The organism is Suicoccus acidiformans (assembly GCF_003546865.1).
In the GTDB taxonomy this organism is placed as follows: Bacteria; Bacillota; Bacilli; order Lactobacillales; family Aerococcaceae; genus Suicoccus; species Suicoccus acidiformans.
The window spans coordinates 2,050,616-2,069,680 of sequence record NZ_CP023434.1 but is presented as its reverse complement, the minus strand read 5'-3'; the positions used below and the strand labels follow the sequence as shown (position 1 = coordinate 2,069,680).

17 protein-coding genes, 2 pseudogenes and 1 other annotated feature (1 of these 20 running past the window's edge) are annotated in these 19,065 nt (G+C 41.9%); of the genes and pseudogenes, 11 read left to right on the top strand and 8 right to left on the bottom strand.

Features of this window, described 5'->3' with window-relative positions; all coding sequences use genetic code 11:
• Positions 1-387 precede the first annotated feature (387 nt).
• The 10 genes and pseudogenes from CL176_RS09660 to CL176_RS09625 all read left to right on the top strand — a co-directional run bounded on the left by CL176_RS09660 (position 388) and on the right by CL176_RS09625 (position 12,548).
• Entirely contained in the window at positions 388-1,581 is a 1,194-nt protein-coding gene (locus tag CL176_RS09660; protein ID WP_338053785.1) for an ISL3 family transposase, read from the top strand.
• 284 nt (positions 1,582-1,865) lie between these two features.
• A complete protein-coding gene (locus CL176_RS09655; protein WP_118991124.1) occupies positions 1,866-2,714 on the top strand; it encodes a MerR family transcriptional regulator in 849 nt (282 codons plus the stop codon).
• A 140-nt stretch (positions 2,715-2,854) separates the two neighbouring features.
• The gene (locus CL176_RS09650) at positions 2,855-3,580 is read left to right on the top strand and encodes a CPBP family intramembrane glutamic endopeptidase (RefSeq protein WP_118991123.1); all 726 of its coding nucleotides are present in this window, start codon (positions 2,855-2,857) and stop codon (positions 3,578-3,580) included.
• Positions 3,581-3,810: 230 nt separating this feature from the next.
• Positions 3,811-4,785: a DNA polymerase gene (locus tag CL176_RS09645; RefSeq protein ID WP_240430515.1), complete on the top strand. Its 975-nt coding sequence runs from the start codon at positions 3,811-3,813 to the stop codon at positions 4,783-4,785.
• Positions 4,773-4,964: a hypothetical protein gene (locus tag CL176_RS12760; protein ID WP_240430507.1), complete on the top strand. Its 192-nt coding sequence runs from the start codon at positions 4,773-4,775 to the stop codon at positions 4,962-4,964. Before CL176_RS09645 ends, CL176_RS12760 begins: the two co-directional genes overlap by 13 nt.
• A 220-nt stretch (positions 4,965-5,184) precedes the next feature.
• Entirely contained in the window at positions 5,185-5,316 is a 132-nt protein-coding gene (locus tag CL176_RS12880) for a hypothetical protein (RefSeq protein ID WP_276101172.1), read from the top strand.
• Between the two features lie 127 nt (positions 5,317-5,443).
• Positions 5,444-5,947: pseudogene (locus tag CL176_RS12755) on the top strand (virulence RhuM family protein).
• A gap of 506 nt (positions 5,948-6,453) precedes the next feature.
• Positions 6,454-9,669 carry a type I restriction-modification system endonuclease gene (gene hsdR / locus CL176_RS09635; protein ID WP_118991122.1) on the top strand — a complete coding sequence of 1,072 codons (3,216 nt, stop codon included), beginning with the start codon at positions 6,454-6,456 and terminating at the stop codon, positions 9,667-9,669.
• Positions 9,670-9,684: 15 nt separating this feature from the next.
• Positions 9,685-11,124: pseudogene (locus tag CL176_RS09630) on the top strand (class I SAM-dependent DNA methyltransferase).
• A complete protein-coding gene (locus CL176_RS09625; protein WP_118991121.1) occupies positions 11,121-12,548 on the top strand; it encodes a restriction endonuclease subunit S in 1,428 nt (475 codons plus the stop codon). The pseudogene CL176_RS09630 and the gene CL176_RS09625 overlap by 4 nt, the downstream one beginning before the upstream one ends.
• Positions 12,549-13,418: 870 nt before the next feature.
• Here the strand turns inward: CL176_RS09625 and CL176_RS09620 are convergent.
• From CL176_RS09620 to CL176_RS09600, 5 genes are all read right to left on the bottom strand, one after another.
• A complete protein-coding gene (locus CL176_RS09620; RefSeq protein WP_118991120.1) occupies positions 13,419-13,646 on the bottom strand; it encodes a helix-turn-helix domain-containing protein in 228 nt (75 codons plus the stop codon).
• Between the two features lie 91 nt (positions 13,647-13,737).
• Positions 13,738-14,286, bottom strand: coding sequence for a sigma-70 family RNA polymerase sigma factor (locus tag CL176_RS09615; RefSeq protein WP_118991119.1), 549 nt, complete (start codon positions 14,284-14,286; stop codon positions 13,738-13,740).
• On the bottom strand, positions 14,283-15,554 hold the full coding sequence (locus CL176_RS09610; protein ID WP_118991118.1) for a DnaD domain protein: 1,272 nt from the start codon (positions 15,552-15,554) through the stop codon (positions 14,283-14,285). Before CL176_RS09610 ends, CL176_RS09615 begins: the two co-directional genes overlap by 4 nt.
• A gap of 260 nt (positions 15,555-15,814) precedes the next feature.
• Complete coding sequence (locus CL176_RS09605; protein ID WP_118991117.1) at positions 15,815-16,969, bottom strand: peptidoglycan amidohydrolase family protein; 1,155 nt, start codon at positions 16,967-16,969, stop codon at positions 15,815-15,817.
• On the bottom strand, positions 16,959-17,174 hold the full coding sequence (locus tag CL176_RS09600) for a phage holin (protein WP_118991116.1): 216 nt from the start codon (positions 17,172-17,174) through the stop codon (positions 16,959-16,961). Before CL176_RS09600 ends, CL176_RS09605 begins: the two co-directional genes overlap by 11 nt.
• A gap of 317 nt (positions 17,175-17,491) precedes the next feature.
• On the opposite strand from CL176_RS09600, the gene CL176_RS12365 reads away from it, so the two are divergent.
• Positions 17,492-17,638 (top strand): hypothetical protein, encoded by a 147-nt coding sequence (locus CL176_RS12365; RefSeq protein WP_162890942.1) that lies wholly within the window; start codon positions 17,492-17,494, stop codon positions 17,636-17,638.
• 283 nt (positions 17,639-17,921) lie between these two features.
• Here CL176_RS12365 and CL176_RS12360 read toward each other — a convergent pair whose 3' ends face one another.
• The 3 genes from CL176_RS12360 to CL176_RS09585 all read right to left on the bottom strand — a co-directional run bounded on the left by CL176_RS12360 (position 17,922) and on the right by CL176_RS09585 (position 18,797).
• Entirely contained in the window at positions 17,922-18,209 is a 288-nt protein-coding gene (locus tag CL176_RS12360; RefSeq protein WP_162890941.1) for a hypothetical protein, read from the bottom strand.
• 104 nt (positions 18,210-18,313) lie between these two features.
• Complete coding sequence (locus CL176_RS09590) at positions 18,314-18,565, bottom strand: DUF2922 domain-containing protein (protein WP_118991114.1); 252 nt, start codon at positions 18,563-18,565, stop codon at positions 18,314-18,316.
• Positions 18,566-18,593: 28 nt separating this feature from the next.
• Positions 18,594-18,797: a DUF1659 domain-containing protein gene (locus tag CL176_RS09585; protein ID WP_118991113.1), complete on the bottom strand. Its 204-nt coding sequence runs from the start codon at positions 18,795-18,797 to the stop codon at positions 18,594-18,596.
• A 228-nt stretch (positions 18,798-19,025) separates the two neighbouring features.
• Positions 19,026-19,065: a binding site (T-box leader), on the top strand (it continues 194 nt past the right edge of the window).

Genomic DNA, 19,065 nt, shown 5'->3' with positions numbered 1-19,065 from the left:
AGTTCTCAGTGACGCATCATGACATTCTCAATTTTTCCATACCTATTATCTCAGACTTTGAAAGGGCTTTCTATGGACCCGCTAAACAAAAATGGGGTCCTTTTTTGGATAGTTAGCACAATTCTTCACAAATCAGACCCCTCTAAAGAAGCTTGTTCCGATGCCAAAAGAAGCCAATATAAAAAACTGCCAAAGAATGGCAGTTTGAGGCTGGCATTAGCTTGTGAAGCTTTTATTAAACTCTATGGTTCTAAAATAAATACGGTTGATGGAAATTTCTCGACCGTTTTTAAGTGCAAAAAACGCAGATGTTCTTTAATATTAAAGTTGACCCAATAATAAAGGAGAACATCTACGTATGAATCATTTTATCGAAAAAATCTTCCAATTAAAAGACAAAAACATTGTGGCATTGCCAATAATGATTATGTCATTGTCAGTAATGGAAAACGCTCCTCTCGTCTGACATTAACAGCCAAATCAGGCTTACCTGCTTACTTAATCCTAGCTAAGCAACGCTTTTTATGCAAAGCCTGTGGGCGGTCATTTACAGCGAAGACATCCATCGTTAATCCTGACTGCTATATTACGAATCAAGTCAAACAACAGATTATGGACCGCGCCACAAGAGTCACTTGTGAAACAGATATCGCCAAAGATACCTTTGTATCACCGAATACAGTCCGACGGGTGATTCATGAAACCGCTCGAGCTATTCGAATACGGTCCACTGAACAGTTGCCTGAGCATCTATCCTTTGATGAATTTGAAAGCGTTAAGTCGGTTAAAGCAGCGATGAGCTTCATCTGTTGTGATACACTGTCACATAAAATCGTAGATGTGGTCGAAGACAGAAAAACACACTCACTCAGTGCTTATTTCTCAAGGTTTAGTCGCCAAGCACGTTACCAAGTTCAAACCATTACGATAGATATGTACGAACCATACATGCACCTGGCAAAGCGATGGTTTCCAAATGCAAAGATTATTCTTGATCCGTTCCATTTAATTCAAGCCTTAAATCGCGAATTAGATCGGACACGAATTCGTTACATGAACGAGGTTCGTTATAAAGATTCAAGACTCTATAATAAACTTAAGCGTTATTGGAAATTAATACTCAAACCAAAAAGCGACTTAATGTCTACTGAATACCATCGCTTCCCACTGTTTGATTGGTTAACCAATACTCGTAGCATTGTGGACTATCTCATTCAGCACGACGACGTCTTGAAGGATACCTATCAAATGGTGCATCAATTGGGCGATGCCTTAAGGGATAGGAACTGGCAACGATATCAAGAGATTTTGGCACAAAGCCGGTCCATGACACTTTCAAAAGGCTTAAGGCGTGTATTAAGGACGTTCAGAAAGTATGGGGAATATATCCACAACACACTCACACATGCAGGCCTTAGTAATGGTCCTATCGAAGGGATTAATAATAAGATTAAACTACTCAAACGCAATGGTTATGGTTACAGAAACTTCAGTCATTTTAGAGACAGAATATTACTCATGTGCCGACTTTATGAACCGAAGAACAAAGAGAAAGATCAAGCAACAAATTTAGTCGCTTGACCTTAAATTTACTCATCAACCCTATTTGACAAAGAGCCTAAAAAAGAGAGCAGCCTATAAAGGTCAACTCTCTCTAAAATATTGTCTAACTTTTTGGGGTCACTATATAAGTAGATTTACTTTTTTAAGTGTCTACTTTAGGGGGAGCATATCACCCACCTAAAATATGTGGATTTGATGTAGAAGGAAAGTTACTGTACCGTATGAAGGAGAAAAATATTAATCTAAGTCTTGACCTGTCCGTTAGGGGCTGGAGTATCCTTTAATCAAGGAGGTGTTAGACCATGCTTAGAAATGAAATTCAAGAAAAAACCGGTTTAACTAGAAAAGCGATCGAGTATTATGAAGATAAAGGTTTGATTAAGCCTTTAAAGTCAGAAAATGGCTATCGAGATTATAGTGATAAAGATTTAGAAATTCTAAATAAAATATCTTTGTTTAGAAAAATAGGTCTAAGTATATCTGAGATTAAAGAATGTTTATCATCAAAGGGCAGCTCACTATCTTCTATTCTTAGAAGAAAAGAGCATCAGTTAGAAATTGAACAAAAGAGAAAAGAAGTTATTGAACTGATAGTTAAGAAAGAAAATCAGAATATAATTGAGAGTAAAATATCTTTGATAGAAAGAGAAGAAAGCATTTACGAAAAATTAGAAAATGCCTTTCCTGGATATTTTGGACAGCTAATATTTTCTGCTTATCAACCATTTTTTAATGAAACACTGGATAAAGAGGGGAAAGTTGCATATAAGGAGTTTGTAGCATATTTAGATAGTTTACCTTCATTTACACTGAGTAAAGAAGAGCAAGAGTATATAGAAGAAGTTAGCTCTACTTATGATATGAAGACATTAAAAGAAGTTAATGAAGCAAAAATTAAGGCTATAGAGAATTCTGAAAAATGGATAGAAGAAAATAAGGACATCATTTCTCAGTATCAAGATTATAAAAATAGTGATGAATATCAAAATAGCCCGATGAAAATCATTCAAGCTAAGTTGAATAAATATATGCTAGATAACAAATACTATGAAACAGCTATTCCTCTTATCAGAAAGTTTAGCAAGAGCTATGATGAGTATTACCAGAAATTACTAGTAGCAAATGATGAATATATAGAACTCAATAAATAACTTAAAAGGCACCGTTCGAGGTTGCTGAAAAGGAGCACTCTAGTTTTTGGATACGATTAGAGTCTAGAATAAAAATCTTTGCTATGGGTGTCTCCAGCGTAAAAAATATGATATACTTTACGCAAGAAAGGAAAATATTTATGAAAAAGCATTATATTGTTTTATTGCTCTATAATACCATCATGGCGATTGGTTTATTTGTTTGTAATTATTTTTGGAATACACCATATACTTCTGATAATTTTAGCAGAAAGTTTCTCGTGTTCATGACATTGTTAGCTATATTGGCCTTATACCATGGATTGAAACATAAATCTGAACTAACTCTATCAAACAAGAGCAAAGCGAGTTACATACCGTCGATGATTTTATTTGTACCGGTTGTTGGGTTTGGCATATACTCAATGATAACAGGATTTAGCCCTACTCTGACGTTTCTCATCTTGGTAATTGATACGGCATTAATTGGAATTGCAGAAGAAGGTATGTACCGTGTCATTCTACTTGGCTCAATGGTGAGAAAGATGCATCCTGTTTTAGCGCTGGTCTTATCATCACTTCTATTCTGCTTGTTGCATGTTTTAAACCTTATAGGAGGCTTGTCTGTATCAGAAGTAATAAGTCAGCTGGGATCTACTTTTGTGATGGGTATGTTCTTAGGTGCAATGTACTTGGAAACAAAAAAACCAATATTCCCCGTGATATTCCATTCGCTTTGGGACTATATAATTTTGAGCGGAAGTTTGGAAACACTGTCATTTATGCCCATTGCCCTTGTGGGAACATATGCTGCGGAGCTACTTATTACTTTGATAATCGTTATAAAATTGATTAAAAAGAAAAATCAATTCCGTATTGATGGATAAGTTATGTAGAAGATAGATTGTTATATAAGAATTTGTATTCCGTCTTGCTAGTATCTACTTTACTATAGTTAAAATAGCAAAGGAATAATTAATCTAGCCTCGAGAGAAATCTCGGGGCTTTTTTATGCACTAACCTAACGAAGGCAAGTGAGTTTTAGATGCAGTCTCACACGACGAGCAAGGACTAGTTAAACGAGAAGGGCTGTTCGATTGACTCCTTAGCTCAGAAGATGATTCAAGAAGCTCTAACAACAGCTTCGGGAGAGGTCAAACGAGTTCTGGAACTGCGTCAGGAATTATCCAAATCCAGCGTAAAAAAATATGCTGCCATGAAGCATGTGATGGGAGCTCAAAACAGAGCTAGAGGGCTGATTCTATTTTATGGGGCCAACCGAACAGGGCGCTATGCAGGTCGCTTGATTCAAGTTCAAAACCTGCCTAGAAATTACTTAATCAATCTTGAAGAAGCTAGAGCGTTAGTTAAAGCAGAAGATGAAGTCGCTTTGGAAAGTTTATTTGATTCTACATCCAATGACTTGTCTGAGCTGATTCGAACCGCCTTTGTCCCTAAAGAAGGTCACCGTTTTATAGTTGACGACTTTTCATCCATTGAAGCACGAGTTCTAGCCTGGCTATCGAATGAACGCTGGCGGCTTCAAGCTTTTAAAGCTGGTAAGGATATTTATTGCGAGTCAGCGTCACAGATGTTTGGCGTTCCCGTTGAAAAGCATGAAGTGAACAGCCATTTAAGGCAAAAAGGCAAGGTGACCGAGCTGGCATGTGGTTACGGGGGTTCTGTAGGGGCCCTAAAAGCCATGGGTGCTTTAGAAATGGGCCTGGAAGAAGATGAACTTCAAGGCATTGTGGATGATTGGCGACAAGCCAGTCCTAATATTGTGGACTTTTGGTGGTCAGTTGATTGCTGTGCGAAAGACACGATTAAAGGTTGTATGCTCACTGAGACGCATGGCCTTCGCTTTACTTATGAGTCTGGGATTCTCTTTATCCAACTCCCGTCAGGTCGAAGGCTAGCCTATTGTAAGCCTTGCATGGGTGCAAATCGTTTGGGCGGGGAGTCCATTCATTTTGAAGGAATCGGCACTGGCAACAAGTGGCATTTCATCGAAACCTATGGACTAAGCTGGTTGAGAATATTACCCAAGCGATTGCTCGAGACATCCTGGCAGAAACCATGTATCGCTTAAAAGATTACCGAATCGTTATGCACGTCCATGATGAGATTGTCTTAGAAGTCCCAGAAGGAGAGTCGAGTGTGGAAGAAATCTCGGCCATCATGAGTCAACCACCCGATTGGGCAGAGGATTTACAACTAGGTGTAGCTGGCTTTGAATGCCAGTTTATTCAACCAAAAATCTGGTCTTAAACGTAAGGTTAGTCGTGTTTCATGCTTTAGAATTGTAGATATGTATGTTGAGATTCACTCTGCTAAGATGGAACCAATCGTTTAGAATTAAACTGGTTGATTGAAGATCGTCAGATTCATTTATTGGATGTTGTTATGACCAATACTGTCAGTCGATTAGGCAGAGATACTATTGGGATTTTTAGCAGCATATCGTGATATTCGTCAGGAAGGGTTCGGAGTGATTTCTGATAAGAATGGACTTGATTCGAGTGATGATGCCAATGGATTAATGTTGGCTGTTCAAGAAGCAAAGGCAAGACGGAGCAATGTTCTCCGACGAAATAGTGAAGTTCAGCGCACAAAAGTGTAATATAATTCTAAAAACAGTCTCAATATAATTCTAAATAGTTTTATACTTCAGTTATTAATCAAAAACCTGTATTGGAAGAGAGAATTTAGATTTGGAACTATTACCCATTCTGCTTTATGAAACTGCAATGAAGAATATATACGTTGATGTTTACTATAAAGACGAAACCTTCTGGATGAATCAGAAGATGATGGCCAACTTATTTGAAGTCGGAGTACCCGCAATTTCCAAACATCTTAGAAATATTTATGCTGAGGACGAATTAGATTTAAGTTCAACTGTTTCCAAAATGGAAATAGTTCGTTTAGAAGGTCAGCGACAAGTCAAGCGAGCTGTTGACTTCTATAACCTAGATGCCATAATTGTGGTTGGCTACCGAGTTAATTCCAAGCAGGCAACTCGCTTTCGGCAGTGAGCGATCAAAACTTTGAAAGAATTTATTACTAAGGCCTTTGTCTTGAACGACGAATTTCTAAAGAATGGGCAAGCTTTCGGTCAAGATTATTTTGAAGAATTACTGGAGCGAATTCGTGAAATTCGACGTACACTCGACTTTATTCACACTTTGTACGTGAAAAATATTGAAGCGGTATCTTTACTTGTTAGGGAACAGTGTGACGAAGAGAGGTAATTAAATTCGCCCATGCACGGAACTTCCAAGGAACGGCCATATTGTAGGTCATGGAGTGACACCGAAGTAGGGATACAGCACGTGATATGAAAGGCAGCTGAGTGCGTGTTATCGATTGGGAAAGTTAAATGAGAATTGCTTAACAAGGTTTCCGAACGATTCAACAGTGTTTAGAGACCCACTTTTTGTTTTATACTTATCCATATGAACATCCTTTATCTTGGATAAGTCCTCCAAGTCCATAATAAAGGAATTTTTGTGTTTATAGAGCATTTACCTCTCTATATTTCAGCAATTTAATGACATCGGAGTTTTGTGTAACATTACTGAATATCTTGAAGCATAATTATCGTTAAGCTCTTTCGTTATAATCGGCATCCATCATATAGTTCTAAGGCTCTTATTTTGTTATAATTATAGGAAGAGATGCATTAGCAATCGATTAGATTTCAAAATTAACAAAACTTTCTGTAATAATCATCAGAGAACAAAGAGAGGAGTTTAGTATGGCTTCAAATTTTAATATATTTCCTGAAGCATACCGCTTGTTTGAAAATCTGGGTCAAGCTGCTGAAAGGAATGTCTATAGTGATCCGAATACTGCCGTCTTCAAGATGCGGCAATTCTCTGAGAAGATGGTGGATGTTATATGTTCTTTAGAGGCAATTTACATTGATCAACGGGCTAATCAATTAGATAAATTAAACGAGCTAAGAAAAAATTATGTATTAGATGGGGATATTGAGAACGTTCTGCATACTATTCGTAAGACGGGGAACCGGGGTGTGCATGATGGAGATGTCGAGACTTCCGAAGCGATGGACTTACTTCGGTTAACGCATTACTTGTCGAATTGGTTTATGGAAGTGTATGTAGATTATCGATTTGAAGCTCGAGAATTTCAATTACCAGAGAATCAAGATGTGCTAAGAGATCAGCGAATTGCTGAACTGGAGACTCAATTACTTGAGCAAGAACAGGCTCTGAGTCAACAAATGGCACTGAATTTGAATGATGAAGCCAACGCAAATGAGCAGGTCAAGAAAGAAAGACGTCAACGGTCAAGACGATACACGGATAAGCGCCCTCCTAATGAAATTGAAACGCGGATTCTCATTGATGAGCAACTTCGCTCAGCCGGATGGGAAGCGAATACGCATGAATTAAATTACAAGACACATCACACCATGCCTGCCAAAAATCGTCAAATGGCCATTGCAGAATGGCCTTGTGGAAGTGGTTTTGCCGATTATGCTCTATTTGATGGCTTGGAATTAATTGGGATTATTGAAGCAAAGCCCTATGGCAAGGATATCGCAGGTGATTTGCAACAAGCCAAGCGTTACGCTAGAGAAGTAGAGGCTCATGAGACGTTTGAATTTAAAGGGGAATGGAATGGTTATCATGTCCCCTTCGTTTATTCAACAAATGGCCGGCCCTATTTAGAACAACTCAAAGAGAAATCGGGTATATGGTTCTGGGACACAAGACGAGATGACGTGCCGTCTTATGCCCTTGAACAGTGGCATTCACCGCAGGACTTACGCAAGAAGCTTGAGGTGAATATTGAAGAAGCGGAGCAGGCCCTTGAAGCAGACCAGGCTTATCCAGACTTTGCTAGTCGTTATTATCAGATTGAAGCGATTCAAGCGGTTGAGGAGGCTTTAGCAAATAATCAACGACGTATGTTAATTGCGATGGCAACCGGTACAGGGAAGACGCGGTTAGCCTTAGCCATTATGTACCGTCTCATTAAGACGAAGCGCGTAAGACGTATTCTTTTTCTCGTAGACCGTAAGTCCTTAGGGGAACAAACGGCAGATGATTTAAAAGATACCAAAGTTGACAACCTATCCTTATCGGATATATACGGTGTCAAAGAGGTGACAGACCGCTTCCCTGATGATACAACTAAGATTCAAATTTCCACCGTACAAGGGATGGTACAACGTCTATTTAATCAAGAGAACCCTGAGAAAATTCCTTCCATCGGAACCTATGACTTTATTATCGTTGATGAGGCCCATCGTGGCTATAACGAGGACCGAGAATTATCGGAAGAACAATTAGAGTATCACGATGAGAAGGACTATATTAGTCAATACCGTCGGGTCATCGATTACTTTGATGCGGATGTGCTCGCATTGACAGCCACACCCGCCTTACATACAACGAATATCTTTGGTATGCCGATTTATAGCTATTCTTATACAGATGCTGTCGTCGATGGCTACCTCGTAGACCATAACCCACCTTATAAGTTCGAGACGGAATTGAACCGTGCCGGCATTACGCTACACAAAGATGAACAAATTACTCTTTGGAATCCAGACGAATTTGAAATGGATAAAGCTTTACTAGAAGATGATTTACATTTCGATGTGGCTCATTTCAATAAGCGAATTATTAATGAATCCTTTAATCGTGTGATTTGTGAGGCATTAGTGGATTATATTGATCCAACAGAACCCGGCAAGACCTTAGTGTTTGCCGCGACAGATTATCATGCAGACATGCTTGTCCGCCTGCTAAGGGAAGCTTATTCTAGTCGGGGCTATGATGTGACTGAGGATATGATTATGAAGATTACGGGTGCTAATCACGATTCTAGTGCAGATATTCGCCGCTTTAAGAATGAAGTCTATCCGAATATCGTGGTCACGGTAGACTTGTTAACAACCGGAATTAATGTGCCTGAAATTGTCAATTTAGTCTTTGTTCGCAAGGTACGTTCAAGAATTCTTTACGAACAGATGCTTGGCCGAGCGACGCGACTCTGTCCTGAGATTGATAAAGACGCCTTTAATATCTTCGATGCGGTGCAGCTGTATGATACGCTTTATGACGTCACAGATATGAAACCTGTCGCAAGAAGTCCTAAGTATACCATTGAAGATATCTTCCAAAAAGCGATTGAAGCAGAGACCAAAGAAGAATTCAACTTTCTCCGCAAAGAACTGTTAAGTAAATTACAACGCAAAAAGCAACGTTTGGATGACAAGGCCTTGGATGAGATTCGAGAATTGAATAACACGTATTCAATCGATCGCTGGCTCCATGATCTAAAGGAGATGGATCAGGCCACCTTAGCAGGAGAGCAAGAGCATATTGAAACACTTGCAGTCTACAGGCCTAGTGGCAAGGACATCATCATATCGGATGAAGAGGATCAATTAGTGGCTGTTGAGCGTGGATTCGGTGAAGGGAATACGAAGCCGAAAGATTATTTACAGTCCTTTGAAGGTTTCATTAAGGACAATATCAATATAATACCTGCCCTAAATATTGCCGCTAACCGACCAGCTGACTTAACACGCGAGGAGCTTCGAGAAGTTGAACTCATCTTAAAGAAACACCAATTCGATGAGAAGGGGCTGCAAGAAGCCTGGCGTAAAGAAAAGAATGAAGTGGTGATTGCCAATATCATCTCTTTTATACGCCAAGCGGCTATCGGGAGTCCATTAGTGGATAACCAAACACGGATTAAGGAAGCCATGGCATCAATTTATGCCATGCACGATTGGTCAAGTGTTCAACTGAAATGGTTAGAACGGATTGAAAAGCAATTAATTAAGAGCCCTGTACTAGGTCCAGACGCAAAGGCTGCCTTCGATGACCGAGGGGTATTCGCCAATCAAGGAGGCTATAAGCGGGTGAAGCAAATTTTCGGTGATTATACCGATGAAATAGTAGACACAATCAACGATAAATTATATGGATAGAATTAGAGGGATAATGTGAATAACAATGAAATTGTTCAACGCCTATGGAATATGGCCAATGTGTTGCGTGATGACGGTATCTCTTACCAAGATTATGTCACAGAACTAACGTATCTTCTGTTTCTGAAGATGATGAAAGAACAAGGCACAGAAGAAGTCTTGCCGGAAGAATATCGCTGGGATGAGCTAGTGAAGCGAGAAGGCTTAGAGCTTAAGACCTTCTATCAACAACTTCTGTTAGATTTAGGTAATAAAGAAAAGACGCAGGCTAAGTAATTAAATCAAATATACGCCAATGCCAGCACGAGTATTGATGAACCAGCCAATTTAGAGAAGCTTATTAAAGGGATTGATGCCTTAGATTGGTATTCCGCTAAACATGAAGGGCTAGGAGACTTATACGAAGGACTGCTAGAGAAGAACGCGAACGAGACCAAATCTGGGGCTGGGCAATATTTCACGCCTCGTCCTCTCATTGATGTCATGGTTCAGCTGACGAGCCCTCAGCCAGGTGAACGCTTGAATGACCCGGCAGCCGGAACATTTGGCTTTATGATTGCGGCCGATCGCTATATTAAAGAGCAGACCGATGATCACTTTGACTTAAGTCCTGAAGAAGCAGAATTCCAAAAGCATGAAGCCTTCTCCGGGATGGAATTAGTCCCAAGTACCCATCGACTCGCCTTAATGAATGCCATGCTCCATGATATTGAAGGACCATTGGAGTTAGGTGATTCACTTTCCAGTAATGGTAAGTGGATGAAGGACTATGACTTGGTACTGACGAATCCACCTTTTGGAACGAAACGGAGTGGCGAGCGTGCGACACGGGATGACTTAACTTTTGTAACGTCAAATAAGCAATTAAACTTCTTACAAATTATTTATAATTCCTTGAAGGCCGATGGAAAAGCAAGGGCAGCCGTTGTTGTGCCGGATAATGTCCTCTTTGATTCAGGGGTAGGGGAAGAGATACGTAAGGATTTAATGAACAAATGTAATCTCCACACCATTCTTAAATTGCCCACCGGTATCTTCTATGCCCAAGGCGTTCAGACCAATGTTCTATTCTTTACTCGGGGTAAGACAGAAAAGGGCAATACACAAGAAACTTGGATTTATGATTTGCGACACAATATGCGATCCTTTGGTAAGCGTAATCCATTGGAAGCCAAGGACTTTGAAGACTTTATTGCCTGCTATCAAGCAGAAGACCGCACCCAATGTGAATCCACTTGGTCAGAAGAGAATCCCAATGGGCGCTGGCGACGCTTCACAATGGAAGAGATTGAAGCCAGATCGAACACGAACCTGGATATTAATTGGATGGTTGAAGAGAGCGATGAACCGGATTATACCTTAGGTGAATTGTTAGACTTAATGGAAGCATCCTCCCGTGAGATTCAATCTTCTGTTGAACAACTGCAAGAACTACTAGGAGACTTGATCGAATGATAGATACAGACTTATTAAAAGAAAAAATCCTTGACCTGGCCATGCGGGGGAAGCTGGTGGAACAAGACCCCGCGGATGGCAATACCAGAGATTTGCTTCAAGAGATTCAAGCAGAGCGAGAACAATTAATTAAAGAGAAGAAGATTAAGAAAACTAAAACACTTCCGCCGATTAGCGAGGATGAGATTCCCTATGAGATACCCGAGAGTTGGGAATGGGTGAGGTTGGGGGATATCCTTCTTGAACACTTAGGTGGAGGTACCCCATCGAAGAAAGTCTCGCAATACTGGGGTGGAAATATTCCATGGTGTAGTATAAAGGATTTTCATGGCGATACATTAACTGAAACCATAGACTCGATAACAGAAGAAGGGTTGAATAATAGTTCATCCAATTTAATACAAAGCGGTAATTTAATTGTTGCAACTCGTTTAGCAGTTGGCAAGATAATGCTAACTAATATTGATGTGGCTATTAACCAGGATTTAAGAGCATTGTTTTTTGGGTCAGGAATAAACAAGATATTTATTAGATATATATACGGACAATTAAATTTTGTTACACAAGGTGTTACAGTTAAAGGAATTAACATAAATAATCTTATGTCTATCGTTTTGCCGTTACCACCAACTAAAGAACAAGAAAGAATTGTAAAGCAATTAAATGGTATTTATGAGTTAATAGAGCAACTTTCTAAATCTGAAGAGAATTACAAATTATATACCGAACTAATTAGTAAGAAAACACTGGATCTTGCTATGCAAGGCAAACTAGTCCCTCAATTACCCGAAGAGGGAACAGCAAGCACTCTCTTGGAAGAAGTTGCAGCTGAGCGACAACGCTTAGTGGATGAGAAGAAAATCAAGAAGACTAAACCGCTTCCTGAAATTAGTGAAGAAGAAATTCCTTATGAAATTCCTGAGAGTTGGGAATGGGTGAGGTTGGGAGAATTAATAGAGTTAATATCAGGGAAAGATTTTAAAAGTGATCGATATAACAGTGTTACAGGAGACGGGATACCATATTTGACGGGTGCAAGTAATATTATTGGTAATCAGTTAATGATTGATAGGTGGACTTCAACTCCAGAAAATATAGCGATTCAAAATGATATTTTAATATCTGTTAAAGGAACAGTCGGAAAACTTCATATACTAACCGAAAATCAGGTTCATATAGCACGGCAGTTTATGGCAATTCGTCTTCTTTCCTGCAAACTTAATATTAACTATGTTTATTATTATTTGGAAAATTCAATTAAAAGCTTAGCTACGGCAGCGAAAGGTTTAATTCCTGGTATCTCAAGAGTAGATTTACTTGAAAGGTTAATCCCCATTCCGCCAGAAAAAGAACAAGAGAGAATTGTTAATAAATTAAATGAAATAGAGCATATTATCAGTTCTAATCTCTCAGCAAACAATTGAACAAACTTACATAAATATCACTGGAAATAAGATTGATTGTCCTTATTACCACAAACTCAGTTCAATGAGAATCGTGCTCAGCCTTGGTTAATCTTAACGTATCTGGCAGACACTCGTGTTCCCTATTAATGGAGGTATAGACAGGTCGTGAGCAGTGGAGAAGTTGAACCGCTTGTGAGGGAAGTCACTCATCTATTATTGAATTCTCTTAGATGGCGTTAGCCTATTTTTCTACCCTACTCCCTCTTAGTTAGGCCGTCTTTTAAGTGGGATTCAATATGGCACCGCTTCCCGTTAGCTAAGTGTTTGGCGGAGGGGCTGGTTGGGGTAGGCACAATCTTAATATGATCTTCAAGCGGCGTATTTTTATTCATAAGCAGGTGGCTAAGTTGCTTATAAAATCGACGAGACAATTCAATGCTGGCACAAGCAGATGACTTTGCCTTTTTTACAAGATTCATTTGTCAAATTAATCTAGACACCCCCATTATGTTCTCTAGAAGAACTACCACCGGTATTTTATAGTTAAGTGATTTTCTTGATATGAGGTTTTCACAGTGACTGACATTCGCAATGAAAGCAATTCCTTTCCTTAAACCAAATGACACAAGCTATCGGGATGTTGATACAGACCACGCTAGCTAAAGCTACTAGAATCTGCGAAAAAGAACTTTACCATACTTATGGGAGACGGCTTGCCAGTTTGAGTTGAATAATCGATAAGATCTGATTGCTTGAATCGTGTCATATAACATAGTCCTTTCTCTTGATTAATAATTAACTGGGCTGTGCTCCATTTAGGGGCACGGCTTTTTTGCATTGGTCCAGTACGCCCCTGAGCATGGGCTCAGGGTGTGACTGGTTGTCCATTTAGCGTCCCTTGAAGAAGACGTCGATAATTTCATTGCGGCTTAAGTTAAGGGTTTCAACGATGACATATAATGTGAAAAGAGACATGGCTGTCTTAGCGTGAAAGTTCTTGCTGAGACTATTAGGGTTCATGCCCGCTGCTTGGGCTATTGCACTAAAGGTAACATTACGTTCGTTTGCGATGGCAGCTAGGCGCTCCAAGTCGAAATATTTATAAAAAAGTTTCATGAGGTTTCCTGCTTTCCTTATTAATTGATGAATAATTATCTGTTTTTAAGAATATAACACTAAATTGTTTCTGATTTAAGTATTCCTGCATTTAATTTATGAGTAAATCTTTCAGGTCTTCTAAGGTTGCTTGTAAGTTGCGTTTGCGGGCGTAGAGGGTTGGCCGACTGATTCCGAGAAGTTCCGCAATCTCGCTCATCGTATAGGAATCGTCAAAGAGGAGCCAGAAGAGGAGGGTGTCTTCTGGGTTGAGTCGGCGCTTGACTTCTTCAAAGAAAGCGATGAGATTAGCCTGACTGGCTTGATCAGGTGAATAAGTGCTCGATGCTAAGAGAGTCGCTTCCTTTCTGTCTAAATCTTCTTGACTGATGGCTTGCCGACATTGGTAACTGCGTAAGCGGTCAAGGAGATACCAGCGGAGTCCCTTCCTAGCGTAGGCCGTGAAACGGTAACGGTCTTCGCCTTTGAAGGGATTGCCTTCAAATTGCTTGGCAATGTCGATGAGTCTAAGGCGGAGTTCTTGAGTAAGGTCATCATAGAAAAGATGACGGTCGTCGACTTGTAGGTCGTGCATGACGCGGTAGATTAAGTCATCGAATTGTTGAATAAGCCTACTGTAGTAGAGTTGTTCTTCTTTCATAGGCTAGCCTCCTTTTGTTTACTGGCTTGTAGAGCCTGCATCCATTCGGGAAGTACCTCGATATGAATGGTCTGTTGGGCATTTTGATATTGCTTGCGGTGCTGTGTGTCAAGTTTCTGAACTTCTTCCATGGTCTTAACGCCGGCATCATACCATTTCTGCAGTATCTTCAGGGTATAGGGGTATGGATGAGTGGCTTTCTGAGCTCGCTTGCTAGCTTCTTCAACCAAGTCAAAGTCGAAGTATTCCAGGGCATAGATGAGCTCAAGACATTCTCGTTGTGATAACTTTGTTGAGAAAGTATGTTTGAGATACATGAGGTGCAGACCTTGGTGAATATCCAGCTGGTCTAAGGCCGTAGCTATTTGTTCTTGAGTCAGTTTACTGGCAAATTGGCCGAACGTGACAGTGTTGTCCGGTAGTTCGTCAAGGGTAGGTAAACTCGTGCTATCAGCTTGTGGTGTTTCGGTTGATAATACCTCTGTTTGAGGGCTTGGCAAAGAAACCACCTTGTTTTGTGGGTTTGGCGCTAATGCTTGGGCAGAACCTAACTCGTAAGGCACAATTTCGTGAGCTTGTTCTGCTTGGGGGAATGTGTCTGGAGAAGCCTGATGATTACGTTCCAGTGTAGAGGTCATCAGGTCATCCGTTGGAAGTGTTGCTTGGGTGATTCTTTCCGCGCTAGTATCTTTATTTGTGGCGGAGGTCATTGTCATGACATTATCATTCACATTGTCATTATCATCTTCATTCTCATTATCATTGTTACTAACGAATCGTAGTAAGGACTCGTTATGTTGATTCTGCGCTCTTTTGGTCAGTTCATGATTTACACATGCTTGGACCTTCTTATCGAAGGGGCGTTCAGAATTAATCCAGAAATTAGTCATGCTCGTATAAACTTCTTGGATTAAATGCGTGCTTTTGACTTGGGTTAATTCCTTGACCAATAAATCTTCTACAGGTTTACCCCCGGAGACAATCGATCCGGCGAGAGAATGTAGGACAGCTATCTCGCTCGTTTCATGATCATAGCGAATAAGGTTATATTCATGTTCGAACTTATCGAGTAAGACTTCAACTTCTTCGACAGTTGACTGCATATCATAGGATAAAAGCCCCTTCGACAGGCTGTAAATACCTAATTGATTGGCTTGAGGGTTCGTCAACAGATATAGCTTGAAATAACGCTCCGGGATACTTAAGCAGTTCTCGAAAAGGTGCTCCCGATAAATATCCGATTGAATTACACGAAATGTCTTAGCCATAAATGGTTCCTCCTAAATGGAAATTTTCTTGGAGAGTACCCCCTCCATTATATATATACTCAAAAAAGGGTCGAAATCCATCTGGCAATTTTTCGAAAAATGGATTTTCGCCTTATAAGGCGATAATGCTGAAAAGGGCTTGCAAAAACTTCCAAAATATGCCCTCGGCTTGTAAGGGCGTTTAAGTGGTTTTATAAAGGAACAATATAAAAATATTATAGAAAGTGAAAAGCCCCGTTAGCGGGGCTTATTTTGGCTGTTTAGGAGGCTTGAATGATGTGGTAAGTCTTATTATCCAAGGAGAAAGTCGCCAAAGCTACCGGCTTGGCCTCGGTCACGCTATTTGCGGTTGGCTTGAGGACACGCAGTTCCTGCCCCGGATGAATCAAGTCACTCGTGAGCTGATTCCATTCATACAGGTCAGCAACGGTAACGCCGTGTTCTTGGGCAATCTTGCCCAGGTAGTCGCCGGCTTGGACTGTGTAGATGCTAGCTTTCGTGGACTGGGCCTGTGCTGGGGCAGTGGTCTCGAATCTTTTAAGCCGATAGTAGTGGACCGGTTGACCAGTCCAGCCTCGGCGTGGGGTCTTGGCGATGCCGTTCTTGGAATAGGTACAGTGGATAATCTCCTCGGGGCTTAGGACAACGCCTGTGTGGCCAGCTGCCCCGGTAGAGGCACCTTTGAAGCCAGAGATGAAGAGGTCTCCGCGCTGGATTTGGCTTTCGTGAATGGGGGTAAGAAGCGTGCCTTCCAGTTGGTAGAGAGTCTCGGTGTTGCCAAGGGGTGTGCCTTGCGGTAGGTAACCGGCGTAAATAAGAGCCGAATACACGGCGCTGGAGCAGTCATAGCTGTTGGGCCCTTGGCGGTTCTGCATGGAGTAAGTTACTTTGCCGAGGCAGCTAGTGAACCAATGAATTAGACGGTCGGTAGCTGTCATGGATGTGTCCTCCTTAAGGCTGTCGTATTGAATCAGATTGTATTGATTGATAAGGCGCGTGAGTTTAGCGGCGTAGCGAGTATCCGTAGCATACGTGCCTTGAAGGGCTTGGCACTGGGCTTCGGGCGTTTGAGCGTCGCGAACTGTCTGGTAGTAGCGGGTGAGGAAGGGGGTGCTGGTGAAGAGGGCGTCATGGTCTTGGAAGGCCTCGGCGTAGGAATCATACCAGCGGAAGCGGCCAACAATTGGGTACAGATTGCCCTGGCCATCGTCTTCCAGCGTGTTCAGCTCAATCGTTTTGCCCGTCCAAGCTGAGCCTGCCTTGATGCCGAAGAGGTTGCGGTAGCGTGTGGCAAGGGTAGAGAGGGATTTGCCCGGTGCCCAGCCAGATTCGAGAATCAGTTGGGCGAGGGTGACGCTGGGGAAGAGGGTCTTGGAATATTGCTGGGCGAGGGCGGCGAAGTCGTTAAGTTGCATGGTTGCCTCCTTGGTGGTAGTGGTGGGTTGAGATTTGTAGGATGGTGCCTAGGAAGATAGTGAAGAGGTTGATGAGGCTGACGGCGTTGGGCATGTCGGGAATTTGGTAGAGTTCACCGATGCCTTGGCAGAGGACGGCGAGGGCGGGGAGGAAGATGAGGACGAACCATTTGAGGTGGTCGTATGTGTCGTTGGTAAGTTGCATGAGGTGGGCCCTTTCTGTGGTTGATTGTGGTGAGTTGGTTTGTGTGGTGGGTTTGGTGCTGGGAGATGTGCTGGGGGTTTGAGGGGCTGTTTCGGCATTGCGGGGCCGCCTCCAGCTCTTGTTTCACAAGGAGCTTTCAGTCTTGGCTGGCTGTGCATTCCGTAGCTCACTCCGTTCGCACGGTCTGCTATGCGCCAGGCCACCCTTGACGCTATGGCCGGAACAGCCCCTCAACCCTTTTGTACGGGTTCGTCTGCCGAACCACCCCCAGCTGAGTGGATTGGGAGAGTGTTTGTGTTGAGGGCGGGATTGGTTGCTTGGCTGAACCATGGCGGGACAGTCCTCCAGCTATTCTGCGGATGAGCGAGCTTGCGGACTCGGTTGCTATGATGAGTCTCTTAGTGAATGCGAAGCATGAGCTTAGAGAGTCAGATGCGAAGGCGAAGCCGCAGCGCATTGCCTAGTTCGCTATGCTCACAGGCAATGCTATGCGCCAGACCGTCCTTTTCGCTATGGTTCCTTCAACGCAAAGGTTCTGCGTAAATTTGGGTTGGTGCGAATCATACCTACCCCCAGCTGAGTGGATTGGTAGAGAGTTTGTGCTAGTAGCGGGTGGTGTGACTTTTGGAAAGGTTATTAATACTAGAAACGCATCCTAGTATTAATAAACGCCCATGTGTCGTTAGTTGACGGATATATGCGACAAAGGCCAGTCACCACCATTCGTACACACTTCTTCTTGCACCATTAGTAATACGCCATTTGCGCTAAGTTCTTAATTTGCGCGGTTAAGTCGGTGAGGTTGGTGCTCACTGTTTGGAGTTGGTGTTCAGTAGCACTGAGGCGGTCGGCTTGGGTTTGGAGGGCTTGGGTGTTGGCGGTTTCTCTTTCGATGGTGCGTTCGATGTCGGTTTGCATGTGGTCGAGGCGGGCGATGAGTTTATGGACGGCGGCGATGAGTTGGTAGAGCTTGCTGATGAGGGTGATGATTGCAAGCAAGGCACTCGCAAGGCCACCGATTTCGATGAGGGTCATGGCTCGACTCCTTTCTATGAGTATTCTCCTTATAAGGCTAGAAAGATTGTTGACAAAAAGGAACCTTATGAGAGAGATACATAAGGTTCCTGAGTGGTTAAGGCTTAAACTTCAGGTGCGACGTAAACGTTGCGAACAGTGCGTTCAATGTAGCGGCCATCCACAGGTTGAGCATAGCTGTCAATGCCTGCTTTGGCGAAGATTTCAGTTGAGGCGATAATGTCTAAGGCTGTTTGAACATCTTGGGCGAGAATGTTCAAGGCAGGGTTTTTAATAGTAATTTTCTTAGTACGGTTGTCGGCAGATTTGAAGCGGAGTTCAAAGATTTCTTCTGTTTCTACTGGGTTTAAGTTCATGGGAATGGCTCCTTTCTAGGCTAGGGAATTAGGCGATAAGTTCGTGAACGAAAGTTGTTCGGATGGAGTCTACTGGGTCAGCTAACATGGGTTGGATAGCTGTCGCCACAGCGCGCACTTCAGCATCCGTCGCAGTTTCTAATAAATCTGCTAGGTTGACTGTTGTGGCCTTCTTTGTTTGAGGGTCAGTTGACTTGATTTGTAGACGTCCAGATACGAGTGTTTTTGGCATGAGGGGTTCCTCCTTTTGATTTTCTGTAAGTCAATGACTTACACCCTAAAGACGGATGGGGGAGGTGGAAGTGTAAAGCGAGAGCAAGAATTTTGTTGAAGGATTCTAGAAAGGGATAAATTTGTGAAGCTTACAATTCAAAGGCTAAAGCAATGGACGATTCTCAAAATCATATCCGTTGACTTGCATTAGAAACATTGGTAAAGTATTAAAAATAATTAATCATTCATGAGAACGACGATAAGTAGAGTAGCTAGGAGCACCTTCA

Coding starts and splice junctions, on each gene's coding strand:
- CL176_RS09655 (WP_118991124.1), top strand. CDS start 1,866: ATGCTTAGAAATGAAATTCAAGAAAAAACCGGTTTAACTAGAAAAGCG.
- CL176_RS09650 (WP_118991123.1), top strand. CDS start 2,855: ATGAAAAAGCATTATATTGTTTTATTGCTCTATAATACCATCATGGCG.
- CL176_RS09645 (WP_240430515.1), top strand. CDS start 3,811: ATGATTCAAGAAGCTCTAACAACAGCTTCGGGAGAGGTCAAACGAGTT.
- CL176_RS12760 (WP_240430507.1), top strand. CDS start 4,773: ATGTATCGCTTAAAAGATTACCGAATCGTTATGCACGTCCATGATGAG.
- hsdR (WP_118991122.1), top strand. CDS start 6,454: ATGGCTTCAAATTTTAATATATTTCCTGAAGCATACCGCTTGTTTGAA.
- CL176_RS09625 (WP_118991121.1), top strand. CDS start 11,121: ATGATAGATACAGACTTATTAAAAGAAAAAATCCTTGACCTGGCCATG.
- CL176_RS09620 (WP_118991120.1), bottom strand. CDS start 13,646: ATGAAACTTTTTTATAAATATTTCGACTTGGAGCGCCTAGCTGCCATC.
- CL176_RS09615 (WP_118991119.1), bottom strand. CDS start 14,286: ATGAAAGAAGAACAACTCTACTACAGTAGGCTTATTCAACAATTCGAT.
- CL176_RS09610 (WP_118991118.1), bottom strand. CDS start 15,554: ATGGCTAAGACATTTCGTGTAATTCAATCGGATATTTATCGGGAGCAC.
- CL176_RS09605 (WP_118991117.1), bottom strand. CDS start 16,969: ATGCAACTTAACGACTTCGCCGCCCTCGCCCAGCAATATTCCAAGACC.
- CL176_RS09600 (WP_118991116.1), bottom strand. CDS start 17,174: ATGCAACTTACCAACGACACATACGACCACCTCAAATGGTTCGTCCTC.
- CL176_RS12360 (WP_162890941.1), bottom strand. CDS start 18,209: ATGACCCTCATCGAAATCGGTGGCCTTGCGAGTGCCTTGCTTGCAATC.
- CL176_RS09590 (WP_118991114.1), bottom strand. CDS start 18,565: ATGAACTTAAACCCAGTAGAAACAGAAGAAATCTTTGAACTCCGCTTC.
- CL176_RS09585 (WP_118991113.1), bottom strand. CDS start 18,797: ATGCCAAAAACACTCGTATCTGGACGTCTACAAATCAAGTCAACTGAC.